The sequence below is a fragment of the Campylobacter concisus genome (assembly GCF_003049065.1).
GTDB lineage: Bacteria > Campylobacterota > Campylobacteria > Campylobacterales > Campylobacteraceae > Campylobacter_A > Campylobacter_A concisus_BE.
In genome coordinates this window covers 1-24,737 of sequence record NZ_PISC01000009.1, presented here as the reverse complement: position 1 = coordinate 24,737, position 24,737 = coordinate 1, and the positions used below count along the sequence as shown (strand labels likewise).

27 protein-coding genes are annotated in these 24,737 nt (G+C 40.6%); 15 read left to right on the top strand and 12 right to left on the bottom strand.

Annotated elements, in window-relative coordinates:
• Window positions 1-25: 25 nt before the first annotated feature.
• On the top strand, window positions 26-580 hold the full coding sequence (locus CVS81_RS08035) for a hypothetical protein (RefSeq protein ID WP_107965644.1): 555 nt from the start codon (window positions 26-28) through the stop codon (window positions 578-580).
• A 68-nt stretch (window positions 581-648) separates the two neighbouring features.
• Here the strand turns inward: CVS81_RS08035 and CVS81_RS08030 are convergent, their stop codons facing one another.
• The 4 genes from CVS81_RS08030 to CVS81_RS08015 are packed head-to-tail and all read right to left on the bottom strand — an operon-like array spanning window position 649 to window position 4,289.
• Window positions 649-1,116, bottom strand: coding sequence for a phosphatidylglycerophosphatase A (locus tag CVS81_RS08030; RefSeq protein WP_107965643.1), 468 nt, complete (start codon window positions 1,114-1,116; stop codon window positions 649-651).
• An 8-nt stretch (window positions 1,117-1,124) separates the two neighbouring features.
• Window positions 1,125-2,306: a sulfate adenylyltransferase gene (locus tag CVS81_RS08025; RefSeq protein ID WP_107965642.1), complete on the bottom strand. Its 1,182-nt coding sequence runs from the start codon at window positions 2,304-2,306 to the stop codon at window positions 1,125-1,127.
• Window positions 2,284-3,174 (bottom strand): response regulator, encoded by an 891-nt coding sequence (locus CVS81_RS08020; protein WP_107965641.1) that lies wholly within the window; start codon window positions 3,172-3,174, stop codon window positions 2,284-2,286. The genes CVS81_RS08025 and CVS81_RS08020 overlap by 23 nt, the downstream gene beginning before the upstream one ends.
• The gene (locus CVS81_RS08015; RefSeq protein WP_107965640.1) at window positions 3,171-4,289 is read right to left on the bottom strand and encodes a bifunctional 2-C-methyl-D-erythritol 4-phosphate cytidylyltransferase/2-C-methyl-D-erythritol 2,4-cyclodiphosphate synthase; all 1,119 of its coding nucleotides are present in this window, start codon (window positions 4,287-4,289) and stop codon (window positions 3,171-3,173) included. The genes CVS81_RS08020 and CVS81_RS08015 overlap by 4 nt, the downstream gene beginning before the upstream one ends.
• 146 nt (window positions 4,290-4,435) lie before the next feature.
• Between CVS81_RS08015 and thiC the strand changes: the two genes are divergently transcribed.
• The 7 genes from thiC to CVS81_RS07980 all read left to right on the top strand — a co-directional run bounded on the left by thiC (window position 4,436) and on the right by CVS81_RS07980 (window position 10,391).
• Entirely contained in the window at window positions 4,436-5,731 is a 1,296-nt protein-coding gene (gene thiC, locus CVS81_RS08010) for a phosphomethylpyrimidine synthase ThiC (RefSeq protein ID WP_107965639.1), read from the top strand.
• Window positions 5,725-6,825: an Mrp/NBP35 family ATP-binding protein gene (locus CVS81_RS08005; RefSeq protein WP_107965638.1), complete on the top strand. Its 1,101-nt coding sequence runs from the start codon at window positions 5,725-5,727 to the stop codon at window positions 6,823-6,825. Before thiC ends, CVS81_RS08005 begins: the two co-directional genes overlap by 7 nt.
• Window positions 6,826-6,967: 142 nt before the next feature.
• On the top strand, window positions 6,968-7,234 hold the full coding sequence (locus CVS81_RS08000) for an ACT domain-containing protein (protein ID WP_002939508.1): 267 nt from the start codon (window positions 6,968-6,970) through the stop codon (window positions 7,232-7,234).
• A 9-nt stretch (window positions 7,235-7,243) separates the two neighbouring features.
• A complete protein-coding gene (locus tag CVS81_RS07995) occupies window positions 7,244-8,581 on the top strand; it encodes a PFL family protein (protein WP_107965637.1) in 1,338 nt (445 codons plus the stop codon).
• Window positions 8,582-8,606: 25 nt separating this feature from the next.
• A complete protein-coding gene (locus CVS81_RS07990; RefSeq protein WP_087583712.1) occupies window positions 8,607-9,014 on the top strand; it encodes a hypothetical protein in 408 nt (135 codons plus the stop codon).
• Window positions 9,015-9,091: 77 nt separating this feature from the next.
• A complete protein-coding gene (locus tag CVS81_RS07985; protein WP_107965636.1) occupies window positions 9,092-9,781 on the top strand; it encodes a cytochrome-c oxidase in 690 nt (229 codons plus the stop codon).
• A 157-nt stretch (window positions 9,782-9,938) separates the two neighbouring features.
• Window positions 9,939-10,391: a hypothetical protein gene (locus CVS81_RS07980; RefSeq protein ID WP_107965635.1), complete on the top strand. Its 453-nt coding sequence runs from the start codon at window positions 9,939-9,941 to the stop codon at window positions 10,389-10,391.
• 172 nt (window positions 10,392-10,563) lie between these two features.
• Here the strand turns inward: CVS81_RS07980 and CVS81_RS07975 are convergent, their stop codons facing one another.
• Both CVS81_RS07975 and CVS81_RS10060 read right to left on the bottom strand, forming a co-directional pair.
• On the bottom strand, window positions 10,564-11,019 hold the full coding sequence (locus CVS81_RS07975) for a DUF1440 domain-containing protein (protein ID WP_234399544.1): 456 nt from the start codon (window positions 11,017-11,019) through the stop codon (window positions 10,564-10,566).
• Complete coding sequence (locus CVS81_RS10060) at window positions 10,959-11,159, bottom strand: hypothetical protein (RefSeq protein WP_234399543.1); 201 nt, start codon at window positions 11,157-11,159, stop codon at window positions 10,959-10,961. The genes CVS81_RS07975 and CVS81_RS10060 overlap by 61 nt, the downstream gene beginning before the upstream one ends.
• Window positions 11,160-11,319: 160 nt before the next feature.
• Here CVS81_RS10060 and CVS81_RS07970 point away from each other — a divergent pair, with 160 nt between their 5' ends.
• Window positions 11,320-12,519 carry a tetrahydrodipicolinate N-succinyltransferase N-terminal domain-containing protein gene (locus CVS81_RS07970; protein ID WP_107965634.1) on the top strand — a complete coding sequence of 400 codons (1,200 nt, stop codon included), beginning with the start codon at window positions 11,320-11,322 and terminating at the stop codon, window positions 12,517-12,519.
• 11 nt (window positions 12,520-12,530) lie between these two features.
• Window positions 12,531-13,025 carry a hypothetical protein gene (locus tag CVS81_RS07965; RefSeq protein ID WP_002939504.1) on the top strand — a complete coding sequence of 165 codons (495 nt, stop codon included), beginning with the start codon at window positions 12,531-12,533 and terminating at the stop codon, window positions 13,023-13,025.
• Between the two features lie 96 nt (window positions 13,026-13,121).
• Here CVS81_RS07965 and CVS81_RS07960 read toward each other — a convergent pair whose 3' ends face one another.
• From CVS81_RS07960 to CVS81_RS07935, 6 genes are all read right to left on the bottom strand, one after another.
• Window positions 13,122-13,265, bottom strand: coding sequence for a hypothetical protein (locus CVS81_RS07960; RefSeq protein WP_234399542.1), 144 nt, complete (start codon window positions 13,263-13,265; stop codon window positions 13,122-13,124).
• 28 nt (window positions 13,266-13,293) lie between these two features.
• Window positions 13,294-13,911 (bottom strand): DUF4172 domain-containing protein, encoded by a 618-nt coding sequence (locus CVS81_RS07955; RefSeq protein WP_107965632.1) that lies wholly within the window; start codon window positions 13,909-13,911, stop codon window positions 13,294-13,296.
• Window positions 13,912-13,942: 31 nt separating this feature from the next.
• Window positions 13,943-14,368, bottom strand: coding sequence for a hypothetical protein (locus CVS81_RS07950; protein WP_012001528.1), 426 nt, complete (start codon window positions 14,366-14,368; stop codon window positions 13,943-13,945).
• A 1-nt stretch (window position 14,369) separates the two neighbouring features.
• Entirely contained in the window at window positions 14,370-15,164 is a 795-nt protein-coding gene (locus CVS81_RS07945) for a CsgG/HfaB family protein (RefSeq protein ID WP_107965631.1), read from the bottom strand.
• Between the two features lie 128 nt (window positions 15,165-15,292).
• Complete coding sequence (gene glmS, locus CVS81_RS07940; RefSeq protein WP_107965630.1) at window positions 15,293-17,104, bottom strand: glutamine--fructose-6-phosphate transaminase (isomerizing); 1,812 nt, start codon at window positions 17,102-17,104, stop codon at window positions 15,293-15,295.
• A 3-nt stretch (window positions 17,105-17,107) separates the two neighbouring features.
• Window positions 17,108-19,606: an HD domain-containing protein gene (locus CVS81_RS07935; RefSeq protein WP_107965629.1), complete on the bottom strand. Its 2,499-nt coding sequence runs from the start codon at window positions 19,604-19,606 to the stop codon at window positions 17,108-17,110.
• 110 nt (window positions 19,607-19,716) lie between these two features.
• Between CVS81_RS07935 and mqnE the strand changes: the two genes are divergently transcribed.
• Genes mqnE through CVS81_RS07910 form a run of 5 tightly spaced genes read left to right on the top strand, consistent with a single transcriptional unit; the run spans window position 19,717 to window position 24,464 of the window.
• Window positions 19,717-20,781, top strand: coding sequence for an aminofutalosine synthase MqnE (mqnE, locus tag CVS81_RS07930; RefSeq protein WP_107965628.1), 1,065 nt, complete (start codon window positions 19,717-19,719; stop codon window positions 20,779-20,781).
• An 11-nt stretch (window positions 20,782-20,792) separates the two neighbouring features.
• The gene (locus CVS81_RS07925; protein WP_107965627.1) at window positions 20,793-22,085 is read left to right on the top strand and encodes an NCS2 family permease; all 1,293 of its coding nucleotides are present in this window, start codon (window positions 20,793-20,795) and stop codon (window positions 22,083-22,085) included.
• A 12-nt stretch (window positions 22,086-22,097) separates the two neighbouring features.
• Window positions 22,098-22,538, top strand: a complete 441-nt coding sequence (locus CVS81_RS07920) for a phosphoribosyltransferase (protein WP_021084219.1) — start codon at window positions 22,098-22,100, stop codon at window positions 22,536-22,538.
• Between the two features lie 9 nt (window positions 22,539-22,547).
• The gene (locus tag CVS81_RS07915) at window positions 22,548-23,765 is read left to right on the top strand and encodes an ArnT family glycosyltransferase (protein WP_107965626.1); all 1,218 of its coding nucleotides are present in this window, start codon (window positions 22,548-22,550) and stop codon (window positions 23,763-23,765) included.
• Window positions 23,766-23,768: 3 nt separating this feature from the next.
• The gene (locus CVS81_RS07910) at window positions 23,769-24,464 is read left to right on the top strand and encodes a Tfp pilus assembly protein FimT/FimU (RefSeq protein ID WP_107965625.1); all 696 of its coding nucleotides are present in this window, start codon (window positions 23,769-23,771) and stop codon (window positions 24,462-24,464) included.
• Window positions 24,465-24,737: the final 273 nt, after the last annotated feature.

Here is a 24,737-nt window from a genome sequence, read left to right as displayed (position 1 = left end):
TACAAAGCAAAAATAGGAGTGGAATTTGGACATCAATGATCTCTATGCTAGTCTAGTCTTTGCGCCGATAATGCTAGCTATTTTGTTGATGATCTTTGCTGGTAGGCGAAATATAAAAGTCTATATGAGTAAATTTGATCTAGTTGGACTGCATCTCATTTTTCCGCTCGTGATATTTCCCATTTTTGTAGCTATCTTTTGTGCAGTATGTGAGTATTTTGACGTTTCAAACGATGATGGGCTAACTTATATTTTTTACACTATGCTTTTTATAATAGCTATTTACGCCGTTTTTGGCTTTTACGTTTGCATTAAATACAATCACGGCTTTTTAAACTGCTTTTTAGCCATACTTTTAAGATTTAACTTCATGACCACGCTTGTTTATTTGCTATTTTTGGGTGGCAAAGGACGTGACAAAAATGGCAATGAGATAACCCCTGAAAATGCAAAAAATTTAAGCCTTTTTGAAGAGCTTAGATTTTCACTTTATAATATGATCGTCTTTAGAAAAAATTATGACAAAGAGAAATTTACAGGCAAGGATGAGATAAATTCTAACAATAAAGCTCTCATCTAAAAAGAGGTCTAAAATAAAAGCAGGGAGAGTTAAATTTAAAAAGAGCCAGCAAGATAGCTAGCTCAAATTTATGGCAAAACTACGCCAAATTTCATAGCCACGCCATATATCATCGCGCTAATAATGCCAGCGAAAAATCCAGCAACCATATCATCACCCATGACGCCAAGTCCGCCCTTTACGTTGCGGTCGATCCTGCCAATGATCGAAGGCTTTTTGATATCAAGCACTCTAAAAAGCACGAGTGAGAGAACTAGCTGTGAGATCGTCGCTCCGCTAATGGCGATAGCAAACCAAACGCCAGCAACTTCGTCGATCACGATAAAGCTCTCATCGTGCGAATTTACCTTTTTTTCAAAATCATCAATGACACTGATGCTCACCAAAAATAACAAAATGCTAGCTAGCAAAAGCGTGGTCGCTGAGAAAAAATATAGCACAAAATAAGCCACCACAGCCCCAGCCACCGAGCCCCAAGTGCCAGGCGCCTTTGGTAAAAGTCCAAATCCAAAAAATGTCAAAAATAGCTTTTGCATAAATTTCCTTAAGTGAGTGATGATGTCTGGTAGAGCTTCATGAGCTCCTCGTAAAAGTCGCGGTCGGTTTTGTTTTCAAGCAGTCCAGAATTTACAAAGAGATCGTCGCAGAGCTTTTGTATATCTTTGAAGCGATTTACATAGAGCTTGCTTAAAATGAGCGCTGAAATTTCAGGCCTAACGAGTATGGCTGGTGGCATGATGCCGTTAAATAGTAGCTCTTTGATCACGTCTGGGTGGTATTTGATCTGGTGGTGCTGTCCGTGTGGGCAGCTTTTGGTGCTAACTAGCGTCTTGCACTTGTTGCAATAAACTAGCTCTGGCAGGACGATCACATCTAAATTTAGATCGTTTTTGTAGATGTCAAGTATCGTATGAACTTCGTTGTGGTCAAAAAACATGCCAATGCCAGAGTGATTTTGCCCGATGACTAGCTTGTTTGCGCCAAGTCTTGAAGCCGCGATGCACTCAAGCGTTGGGTTGGCGTGCGAGCTAAAAAGGGTCGTGTTTTTCAGCGCAAAGACAAAGACCTTTTTTGTCGGCAGGTAGTTTTGGTTAAAAAAGTCAAGCACCTGCTTTCTGATCTCGTAGTCGATGTGCCTCTCTTCGCGCGTTCTTATTAGAAAAACGACCACGAGATCGGCCTTATCGATAGTCATCCTAACTAGGCGTTCATGCGCGCGGTTAAATGGATCAGCCGTTAAAAAAACAGCCGTTATCTTCTTGGCGCCACTCTCTTTTATCAGCTCATTTAGCGCATCTTTGCTTATTTGTAGGCTCTCATCATATAGCTCAAACTCGCCACTTATGCCGTATTTGCCTAAATTTAGCGACATTTCGCTGTTTGACTCATTTGCTAAAAATATATTTTTAGCTCGCATGCTCTCGTCAAATTTAAAGACCTTTGCCACGTCGATGTGCCCAACGATCTTACCGTCCATATTTAAATTTACTCTTTGGCTAGCATGCAGCTTGCTAGCGATATTTTGATTGATCTCGCCAAATGGAGCAAAGCCAAAAGAGTAGGGCATCGGCTCGCCGTTAAAGTAGCCCTTTTTTGCCACCTCTTTGATCTGCTCGTCGTCCATCAGGGCGCTAAAATTTGAGAGAATTTTGTTTTTGATAAGCTCTAAGGCGCCATAAACTTCGGTGTTTATAGAAATTTCACTATTTTTTCTTGCTGACGTCATATTTCTTTCTCTTTTCCCAAAGTGATTTTCTAGAAATTCCAAGCTTTTTGCTTAGCTCGGTGTCGGGGAATTTATCTTGATAATTAACGATGATATATTTTATATATTCATCGATCGTGACGATCTCGCCGATATCAAAGTTTTTATCTCGGATGGAGAGTTCAAGCACCTCAAATGGCGCACTTTGCGCAAAATCGCTAGTTTGGATAGCCACTTTTTTCTTTTTGCAAAGCTCTAAAATTTTCTCTTTTTCATCCTCTTTTAGCTCTTCAAGATTTGTGATGTATATTAGCTCGTCGCCACTTTGAGCAAGTGCTTTTTCAAGTTCGCTAAAACAGGCTTTGCCTAAAAACAAAAATGGCAAATTCCCAGCCTTTGCGTAGTTAAAGATAAATTTATCGCTGTAGCCATTTTTGCTTGATTTTAAAAGAAGTGGAAATTTGATCTTTTTGGCTTCAAAACAAGGTATCTCGTAGTCTTTTAGAGCGAAATTTATATAGTTTTCGTAGTTTTTTATCTCGTTTTTAAAGCCTCTAAACTCTTCAAAATGTCTTATCTTTCTAACAAGCTCTTCTATCATAAATGGCTTTTGGATGTAATCCACCGCACCCGCTTGTATCGGCTTTAGCACGGTGTCGCTGTTGATGTAGGCGATGAGTAAGATGATGATAGAGCTTTTAAATTTCTCTATGACTGGGTAGAAGTCCTGCCCTGGGAGTGTGGTAGAAAGTAACACTACGTCAAAATTTTCAAATTTCAAAGCCTCTTTGACGCTCTTTGCGATCTCGCAGTCGTAGCCAAAGTCAGCTAGTTTGCTAGCCATCGAGCCAGCTAGGTAAATTTCGTTTTCTACTATTAAAATTTTCATATTTGTGTCCAGTTGTAAAATTTAAGGCTAGCGCTTGCCATGACAGCGATCCCCTCGCATCTGCCCACAAAGCCAAGCCCCTCAGTCGTCGTCGCCTTTACATTTATGCGGCTCTGGCTTAAATTTAGAGCCTGCGCGATGTTTGCCTCCATTTTTGATTTTAGCTTTGAAAGTTTTGGCTTTTGCGCCATTATCGTGATATCAGCGTTTGTTAGCACAAAGCCCACGCTTTGCACCCTTTTATAAGCTTCTTGCAGCAAATAAATAGAGCTAATATCTTTAAATTTAGCATCCGTATCAGGAAAGAGTTCGCCTATGTCGCCAAGCCCAGCAGCTCCTAAAATGGCGTCTGTTAGCGCATGAAGTGCCACATCGCCGTCGCTGTGCGCCTTTAGCCCAAACTCGTAGTCGATCTTTTCGCCACAAAGCACAAGCTGGCGCCCCTTTTCAAACTCATGCACGTCAAAGCCGTTACCTACAAAAACCTCATTTTCTGGTGCTTTTAGGGCTGAAATTTTGGCAAGATCCTCTTTAAAAGTGATCTTTCTAGCCATCTCATCGCCCAATATGTGCCAAACGCTTGCGCCAATGGCTCTCATAGCCGAGCTATCATCTGTGTAAATTTCGCCGCTACTAAGAGCCTTTTTAAGAAGTGCTGTGCGCGAGAGCTGCGGTGTTTGGATAAGTTTTACCTTTTCTCTGTCTATTGCGTTTTCGCCAAGATAGGCAGTGTCAGCGATCTTTAGCGCAGGCACCACGCAGTCAGCCTGAGCGGCCGCCTCGATGATCTTGTGAAAGAGCTCGCTTGATATGCAAGGGCGCGCGATGTCGCTAACTAGGACAAATTCGCTATTTACTAGCTCAAGTGCGTTTTTTAGGCTATCTTGCCTTGTCTCGCCGCCATCAACAAATTTATAATTTGGAGCAAATTTAGACATATATTTGCACTCTTTACTAACGATGATGATCTCTTTAAATGTGTAAAAGTTACTCAAATTTTTAGTGGCAAATAGCCAAAGTGGGTCGCTGCCTATACGAAGCCATTGCTTCTTTACAGGTAGCTCAAAACGGCTAGAATTTCCGGCTCCAAGCATTATAAGTGAGATATCAAGCAAGGTAGCTCCTTTGAAGATTGTTACGGAATTATACACCTAAAAGCTAAATATTTCTTTTTATAGAAATAAATTTAAGTCTAGCATTTAGTTAGATCAAAACAAAAAAGGACTAAAATGAGCCTTTAAATTTTAAAAAAAGGCTAGTAATGACAAAGACGCAGATGTACTATGCTAGGCGAGGCGAGCTCACAAAGCAGATGAGCTACGTGGCAAAGGTCGAGGGGATAGGCGAAAATTTGCTTATGGATGAGGTGGCAAACGGCAGGATCATCATCCCAGCAAATGTAAATCACATAAATTTAAAGCCAATGGGTATAGGCAGAAAGCTAAAGACAAAGGTCAATGCAAATATCGGCAACTCAAGCCTAAGTAGCGACATTTGCGCGGAGCTTAGAAAGCTTGAAATTTGCCTAGAATTTGGCGCTGATACGGTTATGGACCTAAGCACGGACGGCGATTTAGACGCCATTAGAAGCGCTATCATTGAGCACTCAAGCGTGCCAGTTGGCACAGTGCCGATGTATGAAATTTTAAAAGAGGCAAAAGAGGTTACAAATATCACAAATGAGCTAATTTTAAGCGTGCTAGAGAAGCAAGCAAGGCAAGGAGTTAGTTACTTTACGATACACGCTGGCTTTTTGCGTGAGTTTTTGCCGCTTGTCAAAAAGCGAAAAATGGGCATAGTTAGCCGCGGCGGCAGCCTGAGCGCTAGCTACATGTCAAAGCTAAATAGGCAAAATCCATTTTATGAAATTTTTGATCAAATTTTAGAAATTTGCGCTAAATATGACGTTTCGCTCTCGCTTGGCGACGGACTTCGCCCAGGTTGCCTTTATGACGCAACAGACGAGGCGCAGCTTAGCGAGCTAAAAGTGCTTGGAGAGCTTACGCTTCGTGCGTGGCAAAAAGATGTGCAAGTGATGATAGAAGGCCCTGGTCATGTGCCATTAAGTCAAATTGAGTATAATATGAAAATCGAACAAGAGCTCTGCCATGATGCCCCATTTTACGTGCTTGGGCCACTTGTTAGTGATATCGGCGCAGGGTATGATCATATCACTTCAGCGATAGGTGGTACGATGGCAGCATATCACGGCGCTAGCATGCTTTGCTACGTGACGCAAAAAGAGCACCTTGGCTTGCCAAACGAAAATGACGTAAGAGAGGGCATCGTAGCTCACAAGATAGCAGCTCACGCCGCAGACGTCGCACTTGGCAAGGCTGGAGCTATCGAAAAAGACCATGCGATGAGTGACGCTAGATATGCGTTTGACTGGAACAAGCAGTTTGAGCTTAGCTTTGATCCAAAAAAGGCTAGAGAGCTTCACGATGAGAGCTTGCCAGAAGATGCGTTTAAGAGCGCTCATTTTTGTTCGATGTGCGGACCAAAATTTTGTGCATATAAAATTTCAAAAGATCTAGAAAAAGGAGAAAAATGTTAAATAAAGAAGAGGTCTTAAACAGACTAAAAGGTGTCATATATCCGGGATTTGAGAAGGATATAGTTAGCTTTGGCTTTGTAAAAAACGTGGAGATTGGCGAGAAAATCTTAATCGAAGTCGAGATCGTTAGCTCAAATCCTGATGTGGCAAATGAGCTAAAAACAGACATCAAACGTGTTATGGGCTCAAATGAGTACGTGCTAAATTTAATCCAGCCAAAGATACCTGAGGAGAAAAGTAACACTCAAAGTGGCAAAAATATCGCGCCACAAGTTAAAAATTTCGTAATGGTAAGCTCTGGCAAAGGTGGCGTTGGTAAATCAACCACGACGCTAAATTTAGCCATTTCAATGGCAAAACTAGGCAAAAAAGTGGGTATCTTAGACGCTGACATCTACGGGCCAAACATCCCAAGAATGCTTGGCGAAGTAAATACTCAGCCACAAGTCGTTGGCAACAAGCTAAAACCGATACTTAGCCACGGCGTGGAGATGATGAGTATGGGCGTTTTGATGGAGGAGGGCATGAGCCTTATCTGGCGTGGCTCGATGATCATGAAAGCGATCGAGCAGCTGCTAAGAGACGTGCTTTGGAGCGAGCTTGATGTCTTGTTTCTCGATATGCCTCCAGGAACGGGCGACGCGCAGCTAACTCTAGCTCAAAGCGTGCCAGTAACGGCAGGTGTCTGCGTCACAACGCCACAAGTTGTAGCACTTGATGATAGCAAGCGTGCGCTTGATATGTTTGAGAAGCTCCACATCCCAATCGCTGGTGTCATCGAAAACATGAGCGGCTTCATCTGCCCAGATAATGGCAAAGAGTATGACATCTTTGGCAAAGGCACGACTGAAGAGGTGGCAAAGGCTTACAACACTCAAATTTTAGCTGAAATTCCTATCGAGCCAGCTGTTCGCGTGGGCGGCGATAATGGCAAACCAGTTAGCTTTTATGAGCCAAACTCAGTCACTGCAAAACGCTACGAGAGCGCAGCTGCAAGGCTTTGGGAGATAATAGAAAATATAAATAACGGCGGCGGGGCTGATAACTCAGCGATCCAGCCAGTAAATGACGGCAAGAGTGCTTGCTCGAAGTAAATTTACAAAAGATAAAATTTAGAGCAAATTTTAAAATTTGCCAGTTTAAATTTGGCTACCAAAATTTAGCTTTGCTTGTTGCAGGGTTTAAATTTTGGAGCCAAAATGCAATCATTAAAAAGAAAATTTAACAGGAGAAAAGATGAAAGCAATCGTAACCGTAGTCGGAAAAGATAGAGTTGGCATCGTTGCTGGCGTCTCAGCAAAGCTTAGCGAGCTAGGGCTAAATATAGATGATATAAGCCAGACTATTTTAAGCGACTTTTTCACGATGATGGCGGTAGTTTCAAGCGATGAAAATAAGGACTTTACAGCCTTAAGAGCGGAGCTAGATAAGCTTGGAGAGAGCCTAAAAGTAAAGATAAATATCCAAAGCTCAGCCATCTTTGATGCTATGCACAAAATTTAAGGACAAAAGATGGATATCAAAAACGTAACTGAAACGATCTCGATGATCGAGGAGCAAAATTTTGACATCAGAACGATCACGATGGGCATTAGTTTGCTTGATTGCATCGACCCTGACATAGGTAAAGCCTGCGACAAAATTTACGCAAAAATCACCACTAAAGCCAAAGACCTAGTTAGAGTGGGCAACGAAATTTCTGCCGAGCTAGGCATACCAATCGTCAATAAAAGAGTGAGCGTGACGCCTATCTCGATAATCGGCGCCGCAACAAACGCGAGTGACTACGTAATGATCGCAAAGACGCTTGATAGGGCGGCTATTGAGGTTGGTATTGATTTTATAGGTGGTTTTTCGGCTCTAGTGCAAAAGGGCTATCAAAAGGGCGATGAAATTTTGATAAATTCTATCCCGCAAGCGCTCGCACAAACTGCAAAAGTGTGCTCAAGTGTCAATGTCGGCTCAACAAAAAGTGGCATAAATATGAGCGCAGTGCGTGATATGGGGCGCATCATAAAAGAGACGGCAGCAGCTTCAGAGATGGGCTGTGCGAAGCTTGTTGTCTTTGCAAATGCAGTCGAGGACAATCCTTTCATGGCTGGTGCATTTCACGGCGTGGGCGAGGCTGACGTGGTGATAAATGTCGGCGTTTCAGGCCCAGGAGTGGTAAAAAGAGCGCTTGAAAAGGTGCGTGGCGAGAGCTTTGACGTGGTGGCTGAGACTGTGAAAAAGACGGCGTTTAAGATCACACGTATCGGTCAGTTAGTCGGTCAAATGGCGAGCGAGCGCCTTGGGGTTAAATTTGGTATCGTCGATCTCTCTCTTGCTCCAACGCCAGCTGTGGGCGACTCGGTGGCTCGTGTGCTTGAGGAAATGGGGCTTGAAGCTGTTGGTACGCACGGCACGACTGCGGCACTTGCTCTGCTAAACGACGCAGTCAAAAAAGGTGGCGTCATGGCGTGCAATCAAGTGGGCGGCTTAAGCGGCGCGTTTATCCCAGTCTCAGAGGACGAGGGCATGATAGCTGCGGTGCGCGCAGGATCGCTAAATTTAGAAAAGCTTGAAGCGATGACGGCGATATGCTCGGTTGGACTTGATATGATCGCCATACCTGCGGATACGCCAAGCGAGAGTATAGCTGCGATGATCGCTGATGAGGCGGCTATCGGCGTTATAAATCAAAAAACAACGGCCGTTCGTATCATACCTTTAGGCAAAGAGGGCGATATGATCGAGTTTGGCGGTCTTTTAGGAAGAGCACCTGTGATGAAGATAAATAAGACCTCAAGTGCCGACTTTATCGCTCGTGGCGGACAAATTCCAGCTCCTATTCATAGTTTTAAAAACTAAAAGTTTCTAAAAGGATGGTTATAAAATGAAAGCAGTTGGACTATTTTTTATGATTTTGCTTTTATCTGGTTGCTCGGCACTATATCCATTTTATAGCAAAGAGATGAAATTTGAAGCAGCAGGTCTTGGTAAAGATGGTATCTATAGATCAAATTTTAATAATGATGAAGACATTCTTATTAAGATGACATCAGCAAAGACGAAAGATGGCGAAAAATACCGAATAATATATACTTTGCACATACCAAGTAATTCTACGCAGATGGATTTTAACATTGGTGATAAATTTGTATCAAAATATGATTGCTCAAAAATGTATTGCGAGCCAAATGATGATCTAGACAATATAGTCGTAGAGTGGGTTGAGCCTGAAAGAGGAGTATTTTTAGGCGGTATAAATTTAAAAAATTTACGACTAATAAAGGCGTATTAAATTCATAAGGATATGTAAAAATACGAGTTTTTAATAAATTTGATAGTAAAAAAAGAAAAATTTAACAAGGAGCTAAAATGAAAATTTTATCACTGCTTACGGCGCTACTTTTTGGAGCGGTATGTAGCTTTGCAAACGACGGTAAAGTAAGAAGTATCGACATCTACGTCACGCCTTACTACTCAGCAAATGCTGGCAATGCCGAGTTTGTGAAGGTCTATGACAAGATAGATGAGCTTTTAAAAAGTGGCAAAGAAGAGGACTTTAAAAAGGCTGAAAAGATCGTGCAAGACGCCCCACAAATGGTCTCTCCGATAACTCTTTTTGTCCTCTCAGCTCGTGCTTATGATCTTGGACTTCGCGATGATGCGGTATTTTGGTTTTATGCGGCAAAAAACCGCGCGATCTTGCTAAGAGGTGTTATAGACATGGAGGGCGAGAAATTTACTGACGTGGTGGCTGCGATAGGGGCGTTTATGAAGCTTGTTGGTGACGTGGTCAATCCTTATGCATTTTGCGATATCAAAAAGCAACAAGAGATCGCTGATAAAGCGCTTGAATGGACTAAGAAAAATGCCTATGAAGCGATGTTTTCGCCAGAATTTAGCTCACCTCACGAAGATAGAAAAGCAGCCCTTGCAAAAGGCATAGAAAAGCTAGAAGCGCGCAATAAAAAAGAGAAAGATTATTTTTTAGACAAAGACAATCTTGCTAACTTCAAAGCTATGCGCAAGCAAAATGGCACTGATGAGAAATTTTGCTTCTAAATAGCGAGAAAAACTGAAAATTTGCTTGTAAATTTAGCTTTTGCTTTATGCTAAAAGGACAAATTTACAAGCTATTTCTATTTTAAATCACGACAAATTTGCTTAAATTTCGCTCTTTTTCGTAAAAGTAGCAAAACCACAAAAATGAGAATAAAAAATGACTTTGAAATTTGGCGAACTTGAAAAAGTTGCAACAGATGATGGCTTTATCTGGTATGCGGAGACTGGGCTAAAAAGCGAAATTTTTGGTCAGGTGCTATTTTGCCTTGTTAGCACAGATAGGGCAGACGTGAACGATGAGACTACTTTGCTAGCAGAACGCATCGCCAGCGATATCGACCGATACGTAAAAGAGGCGCTTGCCTTTTTAAAAGATGAGCTTAGGCGAGGGTGCTTTTTGAGCAAGGACGAGCTTAAATTGCTTGACGTGTCAGTTTGCGACCTGCCATTTAGCTCGCCACAATGCACCTTTTATGTGCGTGATAAGCAGTGGCTGATGAGATTTGCAGAGGGCGAACTTGATATCTGCGAGCCTTATGGTATTGGGGTGATCTTTGATGGTGAAAAGCCGCTTTGTTTAGAAAATTTAGAGCTTAGCGAGGAGTGCTAAATGATTAAGTTTTTAAATTTATGCATTAAAAGCTAGTTAAGATTTTCAAGCCTTGCAAAAATGATGAAAATTTTGTTTTTAGGCATTGGCTGCGACCAAGAGGCGCTATAGTTTTTTAAATGATTAAATTTTGCTGTCTTAGGTTTTGCGCCCAAAACAGCAAATTTGTTAATTATACGTTGCAGCAGTCGCTTGGATCTTTTTCTTTTGTGATCCTAGCTCTTAGGTCGTGGCGGATGATCTCTATCGACCAAAACCAGACCATGTGGCCCACAAACTCAGAGACATACTCATACCAAGGAAGTGTCCAAAGTGGCGGAGTGAGGCCAAGAAGCGGCAGTGAGATGCCATGAACTGCGATAGTTGCTAAGATACCAGCCATCACGCCTTGCCACATCGTGATCTTTGGAAATTTCTCAGCCACGACGCAGTAGCCAACGGCAAAGACGACTGAGAAGATGATGTGCGTTAGCATCACGTAGTTAAAGGCATGTCCTGCAAACTCGTAGATAGCGGCATTTGGATCGGCGATACCGACATAATCTCTTAAAAACACATAAGGGGGATTTAGAAAATTTCTCGAGCAGTCGATCGCATCAGCTGCTCTGATGGCACTTTCTGGTCCCAAGCAGCGTTAAACATATCCATAGGGCTTCTTGGTGGAAGCGGCACTTCTGCACCCCATTTGACAAAAGCTGAAACTACGCCAGCGACGATGCCGATCAACGCAGCTAGAGCAAATTTTGGTTTGGTAGCTAAATTTGACATTTTGTCTCCTTGTAAAATTTGCGATATTTTATTTCTATTTTTTTTATGATAAGGTTAATCATTATTATAATTTATAAATTTATCAAAGCTCAAATGCTTTAAAATCATAAAATTTTTAGCCATTTTTGGCTAGACTAAGAAAAAATTTAAAGGAGAATAGATGTCTAAAGAGTTTAAAGACGCAAACGAATTTAAGGAATTTTTTGAAGAATTTAGAAAAAAAGATGGCTACAAAGATCCAGTTGCTTTTGGCATCGCAAGAGTCGATCGCGGACAAAAAAATAGCGACAAAATTTTGCAAGCAAGCTACGGCGTTGTAAATTATAAAGAGAGCTTTTTAAGCGCAGCTGCTTTTATCTACGCCTTGCAAAAGTGTGATGTTGAGGTTGATTTTAGTGCTCACGAGTTCGTGACTGATCTCACGCCAAAGGTAGCGAAAAAGGCCAGCAAGCTCTTTAGTGTCTTTGAAAAAGATATAAAATCGCATAAAAACGTGGAGAATTTACACGCTGTGAAGATGGCATTTGAGGATGATCTTGAGCTAAATGAGAATAAATTTAAGCTTGTATTTTTATTTGATGACGCAAAGCCACTTAGCTTAGAAGCCGTCTATCTCAAGCTCTACTTGATCTCGCTTGGCAAGGTCGCACCTAGGACGATCGTGCTTGATGGAGCCTTTGGAGTGCTACCAAATGTCGCTTGGACTAGCCAAAATATCCCGATCGAGCTTGAGTGGCTAAGAGAAAATGAAATTTCTCTAAAGATGTTTGGCGAGTATCCAGCGATCGTGAGCGTGGATAAATTCCCAAGATTTCTAAGTCACATCATCCCAGCTGATAACACGAGAATTTTAGACGCTGCCAAGGTTCGCATGGGCGCTGCCGTGCATCCTGGAACGGTCGTCATGCCGGGCGCTGCTTACATCAACTTTAACGCAGGCACGACTGGCGGCGTGATGGTTGAAGGCAGGGTCAGCAGCTCTGTTGTCGTGGGTGAGGGCAGTGACGTTGGCGGCGGAGCTAGCATACTTGGCGTGCTAAGCGGCACGAACGGCAACCCTGTAAGCATCGGCAAACACTGCTTGCTTGGCGCAAACTCAGTCACAGGCGTGCCACTTGGCGATAACTGCATCGTGGATGCTGGCATAGCGGTGCTTGAGGGCACAAAGGTCTATATCTCAGCAAGCGAGCGCGAAAAGCTAGCTAAGCTAAATCCTAGCTTTAAATTTGAAGCTGAAATTTACAAAGCGCTTGAGCTTGGCGGGCTAAACGGACTTCATTTTAGACAAAATAGCCAAACAGGTCAGATCACTGCAAGTGCGAGCAAAAGAGCGATCAAGCTAAATGAGGCACTTCATTAAAAGGAGCTAGCATGAAAGTTGGCATTTTGATGTTTGACAAGATAAATTTGTTAAGCTTTGCCAAAATTTATGATTTTTTGCATAAATTTGAAGGTTTTAACATCAAAACCTACGCCCTAAAGCCTGAGATAGTCGATGAATTTGGCGTCAGGCTTCATCCTGAAATTTACGCTGAGAGCCTTTACGGCGTGGATATCTTGGTCGTGCCAGATGGCGTTGGAGCGCTTGGGCTAAGGTATGATGAGATATTTTTAAGCTGGATAAAAAGCTCAGCGAGCGCGAAATTTAAGATCGGCTTTGACCTTGGCGTGCTCATCCTTGGTGGCGCTGGATTTTTAGAGGACAGAGAGGCTTGCATAAGGGGCGGATATAAAAACGCGCTGAGTGGCTACTGCGAGGTAAATGACGCTAAGATGTGCGAGAGCAGGGGCGTGATAAGTGTTAGCGAATTTGATGACGAGATCAAAGAGCAGCTCGCAAAAATTCTAAGTAAAGATAAAATTTAAGGGCTCTCGCTCTTAAATTTGATAGAAATTTTATCTTTTTAATGAGCTTATAGCTTGTTTTATGGTGCTATTTACCGCCTTTAGATGCCACTTTATTCACGCTGTGAAGTCAAAGTTTAAATTATTTTCAAGCTTTGTTGTCTGCTCTAAAATTTCATAATAATCTTTTTTATTTGCATAAATAACGCTGGAGGTAGAAAATGGCTCAATGCCCTCACCGGCCAAGCAGTAGTGCGCCAAAGCCCTTGCTATGCGGCCATTGCCATCGTCATAAGGATGGATGATCGCAAACTAAAGGTGTGCTAAGGCACTTTTTACATAGGTGTTTTCGTGATTTTTGTTGATAAAATTTAAAAAATTTCTCATCCTCTACGCGCTCTGCTGGCAAGGCTTCGTAGTCGATTTGTACATGTTTTGAAGGACCTGAGACGACGCTCATCTCATCATCTCTAAATTTAGCTCTTTTTATCTTGTAAATTTTGCTATGGCTATATTCAAACAAGGCATTGTGCCAGCCATGTAGCCGCTCGAAGTTCATAGGAGCTTTGTTTAAATTTGCTTCAAGCATTAGCGAGACTAGATTATCACTGTGTCTAGTCGCATGAGTGTCGGCTAGCCAGTCAAAATTTTCATCTAGTCTCTTTTTTACCGATGAGCGAAGGCTTGATCTTTTTAGTCTCTCGCCCTCTATGAGAGATGAGTAAAATATCTCATCTTTTATGGCGTTAATTTGCGCCTTTAAAAGATCGTTTCTACTAATATTGCTTGTTATCTCTTTTAAAATTTCGTGATCTTGCTCTAGTTTATTTGCAAGGGTGTCTATTGCACTTTTATCGAAATAAAAATTTGGGTAGTTAGGATGTTGCCATATCCACAAGTTTTGCATCAAATTTCTTTAAAGATTACGGCTTTTGTGCCTATCTATAAGGTCTTCTATACTCTCTTCTAGCGTCATTGTAGCCACGTCTATATCCACGCTCAAAACCATCGTCGTAGTCGTCACCATCGTAGTAGCCTCCACGGTAACCACGCTGAAATCTATCAAATCTTTCGTACTCATTTTGATAGTATGGGCGGTAGTTAGGTGGATATGGCGCATAGTTTGGATCAACAGGATAGTAGCCACTCATGCGGCAACTATCCTCGTCAAAATCTTTCAAGCCAAAACGAAATTTATATCCGTCTATCTTTTTACTAAGGGCGTCATAGTTTCTCGTGTCGCCATAAAATTTAGCCATTTCTCTTTCGTTTATAAGTTTGCAAAGCCCGATCTCTATCTTTTTAGTATAGTTTGCAGCTAGCAGCATCGTAAATGTACAAAACAAAATGGCTATAAATTTCATCTTAGTCTCCTATTTTTATATTTCCGCCTTTGCCAAGACCACCTTTTACATTTTGGACTTTATAGTCTTTTAGCGCGACTATAAGTTGGTTCATCGCGTCCATAAAGGCATTTACGATCATTCTGCCCTCTGGTGTCTTTGTGTAGCCACCAAGTCCAGCGCTCACACGTGAAAATGAATTTGATCCCATGCCAAAGAAGTCAAAGTTGCTATCACTGCCGACTGCACCAGCGATCTGTACGCCTGAGCGGTTGTCTATGAGAAGCAAAGATGTTTGTGTTTCGCTCTTTGAAAAGCCTCCGCTTACTTTGCCAGCAACATTACCAAAGACAGCGCCTACAAGTCCGCTGATACCGCCAGTATCCTCTTTGCTAAATGTGATCTCTGGCTGCATGGTATAATCAGCCGCTACGACTTGACCTTTGTGAAATTTAGAGCCTTTTCTTAGCTCGCCACTAGCTTCAAGTGCGCGCTCTTGCATCATATTATCCATACTTCTGCCACGCTCGACGATGACGAAGCAGCCTGTTTGCTGAGCTAAGATCCTTAGCACCGGCACTGTTGAGCCAAGCTGATAATCTCTAGTTAGATATGAGTACCATGAGCTACTTTGATCCTCGTAAAAAGACAATGTTCCTAGCGTTTGGCTGCAACGCTCGATTTTCGTGTTGGCATTTTTGGCTGTATCTCCTGCTGCGGCACCAGTTACACCGCTATTGCTGCTAGCGCATCCAACAAATAAACAAAGAGCGGCAACGCTGCTAAAGACCTTAGATGCTAAAAATCTCTTTTTCATGAAGATCCTTTTTAATGTAATTAGAAGTGCAAATATTATAAGAAAATAATATTTTGTGAAAACTTAAATTTTAAAAGAAAAATATAAAAGTAAAATTTAAGCGGCCAGCAAGATGCCAGCCACATAAGTTATTCGACAGTTACGCTTTTTGCGAGGTTTCTTGGCATATCGACATTGTTGCCAAGTCTAACGGAAATTTCAAGTGCAAGTAGCTGAAGCACTAGCATCATCTCGAAAAATTCGCTCATATAGTGATCTTGAACGCTTGTTTTTACGTAGTCATCGCTTAGTTCAAACTCAAGTGGGCTGATCGCTAGGATATATGCATCTCTTGCAGCAAGCTCTTCGACGTTGCTTTTTGTCTTTTCATATAGTAGGTTTTGAGGCATTAAAGCGATCGTAAATAGCTTCTCATCTGCAAGCGCGATAGGTCCGTGCTTCATTTCGCCTGATGGATAGCCCTCGGCGTGAAGATATGAAATTTCTTTAAGTTTTAACGCACCTTCAAGTGCTAGCGGATAGAAGATATCTCTACCGATAAAGAAGAAGCCATGACCGTGCAAATAGTGCTTGCTTAGGCGGTGAAGCTTCTCTTGCAAAGAGTTATCTATATTTAAAATTTGTGGAATGTGAAGAAGCGTTTTGATCTCGTGATCAAGCTCTTTTTTGCTGATAGATCCTTTTGCAGATGCCATTTGAAGCACAAGCATCCAAAGCACGATGATTTGCGTAGCAAAGGCCTTTGTGCTTGCCACACCTTTTTCGATGCCAGCGCGAGTTAGAAGCGTATTATCAGCTAGTCTAACGATAGATGAGTTATCGACGTTGCAAATCGCAAGTGTCCTTAGCCCAGCCTCTTTTGCTATCCTAAGTGCCTCAAGAGTGTCAGCTGTCTCGCCACTTTGCGAGATAACGATGAAGAGCGAGTTTTTGTTTAGATAAGGCTTTCTATATCTAAATTCGCTTGCCACTTCGACCTTTGTTCTAACTTTGGCAAGCCTTTCAAAAAGATAGCTTGCAACAAGCGCTGCATGGTAGCTCGTACCGCACGCACAAAGCACGATATCATCGATGCCTTTTAGGTATTCATCGTCTAAATTTTCAAGGGTGACTTTGTGGTTTTTAACTCTGCCCATGATGGTTTCAGATACGACCGCACCTTGCTCGTAAATTTCTTTCTCCATAAAAAATGTATAACCCTCTTTTTGGGCATAGCTCTTATCTTTTGGCAAAGCATTAAATGTTATGCTAGCTTTTTTGCCGTGTTTAAAAACAGCTATCTCGTCTAAGCTTACATAGCCGTAGTTGTTATCATCAAGATATGCCACTTCGGTTGCGTTGCCGATAAGTGGGGCATCTGATGAGGCAAAATATAGCTCTTTTTTGTCGCTTTTGCCTATCGCCATAGGAGCGGCATCTTTTGCGAAAAATATCTTATCAGGTGCAGTTTTGGTGATAAGCAGCGTCGCATAAGCGCCTCTAAGCTTTGCGATAGTCGCCTCATAAGCTTTAAATGGGTCTTTTTTCTCTTTTAAAATTTCTTCAAAAAGGTGCACGATCACTTCGGTGTCGGTTTGGCTGACAAATTTCACACCCTTTGCCTCAAGCTCATCTTTAAGCTCTTTGTAGTTTTCGATGATGCCGTTGTGAACGACAAATGAGTGCTCGCCAAGGTGCGGGTGAGCGTTTATCTCAGTTGGTTTGCCGTGAGTTGCCCAGCGTGTGTGACCTATCGCCACGCCAAAACCCTCTGATGTAAAGTCCTTTGTCTTTAGGGCTAAATTTTCAAGCTTGCCAACAGCTTTGAAAAAGTCGATCTTGCCATCACTCATCACAGCCATGCCAGCGCTGTCGTATCCGCGATACTCAAGCTCTTTTAGACCGCTTAAAATGACCTCTTTTTTCTCTTTATCTCCGATGTATCCTACGATTCCACACATGTTTTACTCGCTTATTAATAAATTTAATATCTCTTCGCCTTTACTCTCAAGTCGCTCGTTTTTCTCGATCAAAAAGAGATTTCTCGTTCTATTTTTAACCGTCTGAATTCTAGCACTCGTGACTTGAAAATGAAGCCTGTCAAAAACACTCATCACATAAGCCATTAGCCCACGCTGATCTTTTGCGTTGATGCTAAGTTTGGCGTAATCTTTTGAGTGATTTAGCTCGAAGTTTATCTCATCTTTGTTAATATTTGGTTTCAAAGGCTCTCTTAAAACCTCGCTATTTAGGGATTTTAGGGCTAAAATTTTAGTGTTTTCAAGCTCATGATTTTTTACATTTTGGTTAAAGTCAAGCCTGATATAAAATTTCTTCTCAAATAGCTCAAATATCTCCATATACGCAAGGTCAAATTTGGCAAATTCATAGAGCAGGGCGCTTAAATTTAGGCTTTTGTTTGTATAAATTTGAATGCTTAAATTTTTACTATTGTTTATGAATATTTCGGTTTCGTTTAAGCTATCAGCCACTTTGCTTAAATTTATGATCTCGCTCGCGCTATATTTTGTAAAGACCAAATTTGATGTGATCTTAAAAATTTTCTCTTGCAGCTTTGGCTCAAGCGCTAAAAACTCGCTATTTCGTTTTATAGACTGCTCTTTTTTTACTCGCCTTGTCGCTTCATCAAGTAAATTTTCATCGCTAAATGCGCTAAGAGAAATTTCATAAAGCTCTCTTAAAAGCTTTGCTGTGTAGGCGTTGTAAAGCTTCTCGTTTGTCGCGTTTATCACGCAGTAGCTAAGGATGTAAAGTAGCTTTAAAACCTGCTTGTCGCCAAGCTTTGATATGAAAGCGAAGATGACGCGCTGTGAGTAGATGTCCTCTCTGTTTGAGACGTTGCTCATTAGGGTGTGGTATTTTATCAAGATGACGCCGATGTTGATAGCTTTTTGGCTAAAATTTAGCTTGTTGGCATAGGCTCTAAAGATGTTTGCACCGATATTTGCGTGATCTTTTCCGCCAAGTCCTTTGCCAACGTCATGCATGAGCGTCACGATCTTTAGCATCGTTTTGCCCTCTAAGCAAAGCTCAGTGTAGAGATTTTTTATAAATTTATCTTTTATATTTTCAAGAAATTTGACACTTAAGATGCTATGCTCATCAACCGTAAATTCGTGATAGCCGTCATATTCTGCTAGCTGGGAGATGTGCTCCATCGGTTTTATCAAAATTTGTATCATCTGTGCATCGAGCAAGGATTTTAAGATAGCGTAGGAATTTTCTCTTAAAAATATCTTCTTAAACTCGCTTATAGCGCGCTCTAGGCCATCTTTTGTGATGATGGCTCGCTTGATATAAAAGATCGCGCTTATATCAAATTTATAATCCACATCTTTTAGCTCTAAAAGCTCATTTATGAGATCCTCGATGAGCGCTGGCTTTTTGTGAAGTGGCACGTAGATGACGCCATTTATCTCATAAAAGCCATTTTTCAGCCTAGCAAATTTTCTTTGAACGAAGCTTAGTTCGCTTTTGAAAAATGGCCTACAAAGCGAAGCTGCGATAAATCTTGAATAAATGGCTACGTTATTCATCGAGCTTAGCATCTTTTGGCTGATGACGCTTTCGTTGTCTTGCAGTTTTTTGGACTTTGTTTGCATGAAATTTGTTGTGATCTCGACACTTGAAGCACTGAAAGTATCGGTGTTTTGAGTTAAATTTAAAGCACTTAGCAAGCTTAGTAAAAAATCCACGTTTAGGTTAAAGCTAGCAATCTCTTTTTCATTCATTACTTTAAGGGCTTGTGATCTAACTGAAACGTCGCTATCAAGGCAGTTTAGTATGCAGTTTAAGCGGTAAATTTCATCGATCCCGCCAAAGCCACTTTTCAAATTTGGCTCTTGTGCCAAGTAGCTTATGCTAGAAAATGGCAAAAATGCCTTTAAATGGTAGTTTAAAAAGGCTTTTTTATCAAATTCTTTTATCTTTATGATCTCGCTTTTTACTAGGCGGTAGAGGCTTTTTGAGCCGCAGATGTAGCGAAGTTGCGAGGTTTCGCTTTTAAATTTAAGGTCATCTTTGAAATTTATAAAAATTTCATCCACTTCGGCAATTTTTATCACAAATTTCATGCCAGAGCTATCTAAAATTTCAGAAAATTCTTTTAAGAAATTTTTTATATTATAGCCCTTTAAATTTTTATAAACTAGTAAAATTTCAAGCTCGCTATTTGCGCTAAGCAGCGTTTGAGCGTATTTGCCAGTGGCTAGAACGCTAAAAGCAAAGCTGTCATTTTGTGGCACAAACTCATCAAAAAATTCTCGCATAGTTTCATTTAAATAAGATTTTATAAAATCATCATACTCTTTGGCTAAGAAATTTGTGAAATTTCTGCCTTGGTTTTTTTGAAAATGTTTTGGCAAATTTGCCTTAAAATCAAGAAATTTCTCTTTGATCTTTGAATAATTATCGCTATTTTTGGCACTTTTATCAGCTAGCATTTAGTGTTTCCATTGTTAAAAATATCTTGGCAAATGTTACATAATTTTTGCAAAAACAAAGCTTTATTTGCTTATAATAAAGCCTTAAGTTCAGCTTTAGGACGATATAAATAATGAATCTATTACAAAAACTAGAAAGTGGCGAGAGATTAAGCAAACAAGAGGCTTTTTCGCTTTATGAGCTTGATCTTTTTACCTTGGCTAAATTTGCCGACAAAAAGCGCAGAAAGCTGCATGGCAACAAGGTCTTTTTTAATGTAAATCGCCATATCAATCCAACAAACATCTGTGCTGACATCTGTAAATTTTGCGCATTTTCAGCCCACAGAAAAAATCCAAATCCATACCTAATGAGCCACGAAGAAATTTTAAAGATCGTTGATGAGAGCGTGAGCCACGGCGTAAAAGAGATACACATAGTCTCCGCCCACAACGCAACTAGCGGTTGGCAGTGGTATTTAGAAATTTTTAAAAAGATAAAGGCAGCTCATCCAGAGCTTCACGTAAAGGCGATGACTGCGGCTGAGATTGATTTTTTATCAAGGCATTACGGCTTAAGCTACGATGAGGTGATAGACAAGATGCTCGAATACGGCGTCGATAGCATGCCAGGGGGTGGGGCTGAAATTTTTGACGAAGAGGTCAGGGCTAAAATTTGCAAAGGCAAGGTTAGTAGCGAAAACTGGCTAAAGATCCACAAAATGTGGCACGATAAAGGCAAGCAAAGTAACGCAACAATGCTTTTTGGACACATAGAAAGCCGCGAAAATAGGATCGATCACATGCTAAGGATCAGGGACTTGCAGGATGAAACTGGCGGATTTAATGCATTTATCCCACTTGTCTATCAAAGAGAAAATAACTACTTAAAAGATGTTAAATTTCTAGGATCAGCTGAAATTTTAAAGACTATGGCGATATCTCGCTTGGTGCTTGATAATGTCCCGCACATAAAGGCGTACTGGGCTACTTCGACGCTAAATTTAGCCATGATCGCTCAGGAATTTGGCGCTGATGATCTTGATGGCACGATAGAAAAAGAGAGCATACAAAGTGCAGCCGGCGCAAACAGCGCAAATGGCGTCACACTAAAGACATTTTGCGATCTCATAAAAACATCTGGTTTTACGCCGGTTGAGCGTGATAGCTTATATAACGAACTTAAAATTTACTAAAGGAGCTTGGGGTGAAATTTTTTTACTTAGCACAAAACAAAACGAGTGTGAAGCAGGAATTTGGAGCGGGACTTACGACATTTTTAGCGATGATGTATATCGTGCCGGTAAATGCGATCATTATGAGCAAAACTGGCATGCCTTATGAGGCATTAATCACTGCAACTGCACTAATTACCATATTTTCTACTGTATTAAATGGTCTTTGGGCGAACACGCCAGTTGCGATGAGCGTTGGCATGGGGCTTAATGCTTATTTTACATTTGGTCTTTGCATCGGTATGAAAGTGCCTTGGCAAACGGCTCTTGGCGTTGTTTTTCTAAGTGGCGTGATATTTGTCGTCTTATCTTTTACGAATTTTAGAATGTGGATAATAAGATCCATCCCACTTGATCTAAGAAGAGCGATAAGCGCTGGCATAGGCACATTTATCAGCTTTGTCGCGTTTCAGCAAATGGGCTTTATCGTAAATAACGACGCAGTTTTAGTCGGCATAGGAAATTTCAGAGATCCAAACGTGCTTCTTGGCGTTTTGGGATTATTTTTGGTTATTTGCTTTTGGGCGTGGAAGATAAAGGGCGCGTTTATCCTGGCAGTGCTTGTCACTTCAGTGATAGCTTGGGTGCTTGGCATCGCTCCTCATCCAACAGAAATTTTCTCAACTCCAGCCTCTATCTCACCGATATTTTTAGAGCTTGACATAAAAGGTGCCTTTAGCCTAGCCTTGCTACCGGTTATTATCACATTTTTTGTGACCGATCTTTTTGACTCGATAGGCACACTAGCTGGCGTTGGCACAAGGGCTGGGATATTTGACGAAAACAAAAAAGATGGCGTCGTAAAACTTGAAAAAACTCTTGAAGCTGACGCCATTGCTACGGCAGCTGGCTCGCTTGTAGGTGTAAGTACGACCACATCGTTTGTAGAGAGCGCAAGCGGCGTAGAAGAGGGCGGTAGGACTGGTCTAACGGCTGTATTTTGCGGACTTTTGTTTATACTTACACTATTTATGTTGCCACTTTTTAAAGCTATCCCTGGCAATGCTATCTATCCGATCCTCGTAATGGTCGGCGTGCTTATGTTTGCCGAGCTCGCTAGCATAAATTTCAAAGATCCAGCCATAGCTGTTGCGACATTTTTCATAGTTGTGCTCATCCCGCTTACTTACTCGATCACAAACGGCCTTGCATTTGGCTTTATGTCATACGTCATAGTTAAGCTCATAAAGAGAGAATTTAGCGATATAAATTTAGGTGTAGTCGTGCTAGCGCTCATTAGTTTTATCGTATTTTTAGTGCATTGATAAGGATTAAAGATGATATTTTATAGTTACGATGAATTTGCCATTGATGCCAAAAAGATGGCAAAACAGATAAAAGATGAATTTGATCCAGAGGTGATACTAGCTGTGGCAAGGGGCGGTCTAACGCTTGGTCACTCACTAGCTGTTGCGCTTGAAAATAGAAATTTATTTACTTTAAATTCTATCCACTACGAGGATACAAACAAGCTTGATACGATACAAATTTTTAACGTGCCAGATCTTAGCAAATACACTAAAATTTTGCTTGTTGATGATATCATCGATAGCGGCGAGAGCATGGTCGAGATAAAAAGAGAGCTGCTTAAACGCTATCCAAATTTAGATATAAAAATAGCTACTGTATTTTATAAAGAAAAGGCTCTGCTTTTGCCTGAATTTAAGGTAAAAGAGGCTCATGACTGGGTTGAGTTTTTCTGGGATATACATATTTAAGGGCTAAATTTGTTAGAAAGAGTTAGAGAATTTGCTAGCAGACACATCGCTTTTAGCGTATTTTTGATATGTTTGATTGATTTTGTTTTTCTACTTTATGCGGCAAATTCTCTTAGCATAAGCTACAATGAGGCTGAAATTTTTTTTCAAAAGCACAGCCTTTTAAGCTACATCTTAAAACTAAGCACCCATTTTTTTGGTCAAAATGATCTTGCTGTGCGAGGCGTGATGATCTTTTTTCACATCGCAAGCGTGGTTTTGATGTATAAGGTTAGTAAATTTTACATCAAACTTGAGTTTGACAGGATCATAGCGGTCCTACTTTTTGTGCTGCTTCCTGGTACGCTAGCTTCAGCCCTTATCATAAATAACGCTGGAATTTGCATCACTCTAGCGCTTTTGTGTATATATCTTTTTCATATTAAAAAGAAAATTTTATTTGGCATCTTTTTCTGCCTAGCCTTTTTTATAGATGGTGACTTTTTGATATTTTATGCAGGATTTTTTATATTTGCACTTTACAAAAGAAAGCCGCCACTTGCTTGGCTAAGCGCCATTTTATTTTTGCTGACACTTTACTTTTTTGGCTTTGAAACAAATGGCAGACCAAGCGGGCATTTTATCGATACCTTTGGCATATTTGCCGCTGTATTTTCGCCATTTGTCTTTATCTTTTTTGTATATACGATTTATAGAATTTGGGTTAAGGAGAAGAAGGATCTTTTGTGGTTTATTGCCATTTGCTCATTTTGCTTTTGTATGATAGTCTCTGTGCGCCAAAGGCTAGAGCTTGAGCAGTTCTTGCCATTTTGTGTGATCGCAACGCCACTTATGGTGAGAGTTTTTTTCAACTCATATCGCGTGAGGCTGCCAAAATTTAGAAAAGGTCATAAAATTTGCACTAGCTTAGTGATGCTCTTTTTGATATTTAACTGGTCAGCGATCATCTTTAATCAAATTTTTTACCTCTTTTTAAGCGATCCTACAAAACATCTCACTTATAAATTTGATATAGCAAAAGAGCTGGCAGATAAGCTAAAAGAGGCTGGAGTGCAGGACATAACGACTGAAGATACAAGGCTTGCACTAAGGCTTAAATTTTATGGGATAAAAACAAAAAGCTACTCTAAAAATTTATTAGCAAGTGCCGATTTAGATGAGAAGTCAAAATTTAGTATAGAAAAAATGGGAAAAGTAGTTGCAAATTTCAATATCAAGGAACGATAAGCTATGAAAAAAAGAGCTTTTACGATGATAGAGCTTGTTTTTGTTATTGTTGTTGTTGGAATTTTAGCTGCCATTATGATCCCAAAACTAAACAGAAATGCCTCAAGAGAAGCTGCAAATCAGATCCTAACTCATATAAGATACACTCAGCACCTCGCTATGCAGGATGATAAGTATGTAAATTTTGTCAGTGATAATCCTGTGAGATGGTTTAGAATGAGATGGGGAGTAGCTTTTAATAATACTAGTTTGCAAAAATGCTCTATAGATGAGCCGGGAGTTGTTACTTGGAAATATAGTGTCTTTTTTGACAAAAGTTTAAATGGAAATATAAATTCAGAAAGTGAAGTTGCAAACGATATCTATAAAAGCGGGAAACTCCTTAGTGGAGGCTGGAGTAGCGGAATAGTAACAGAAGCTACTTGCAAAAAGTGGAATAAAGAATTAAATTTGGGAAAAAGGTTTGGCATAACATCAGTTGATTTTAAAGACGGTTGCAATGGAATGCAAACTATAATTTTTGATGAAATGGGTCGCCCTATGAGAGTAGCAAGTACTACTTCTGGTGGAGCAAAGCGTCCTTATGATAGACTTCTTAAAAAAGATTGCAGTATAACAATAACTGATAAACGCGGCAATCAAACAACCATTACTATAGAAAAAGAAAGTGGCTTTGCATATATAAAAGAAAATAGTTAAATTTGATCAAATTTTGAGCTTTTGATTTTTTTCAAAAAGCTGCTATTTTTTAATCTGCATTTAAGCATCCCTCATATATAATTCCAGCTCACGAAACGAGAAACCACCTTTAACTTCAACGTTAATAAAGCCTTTTTCTTATCGTTGTTCTTTTAACTTACAATTGTTAAACTATTAGTCAATCTTTGAAATCTAAACAAGTGATCGATTGAGCCAGTCTATTATGATTAAATAATAGATTAGACAAACTAATATAAAAACTAAAAGTTTTTT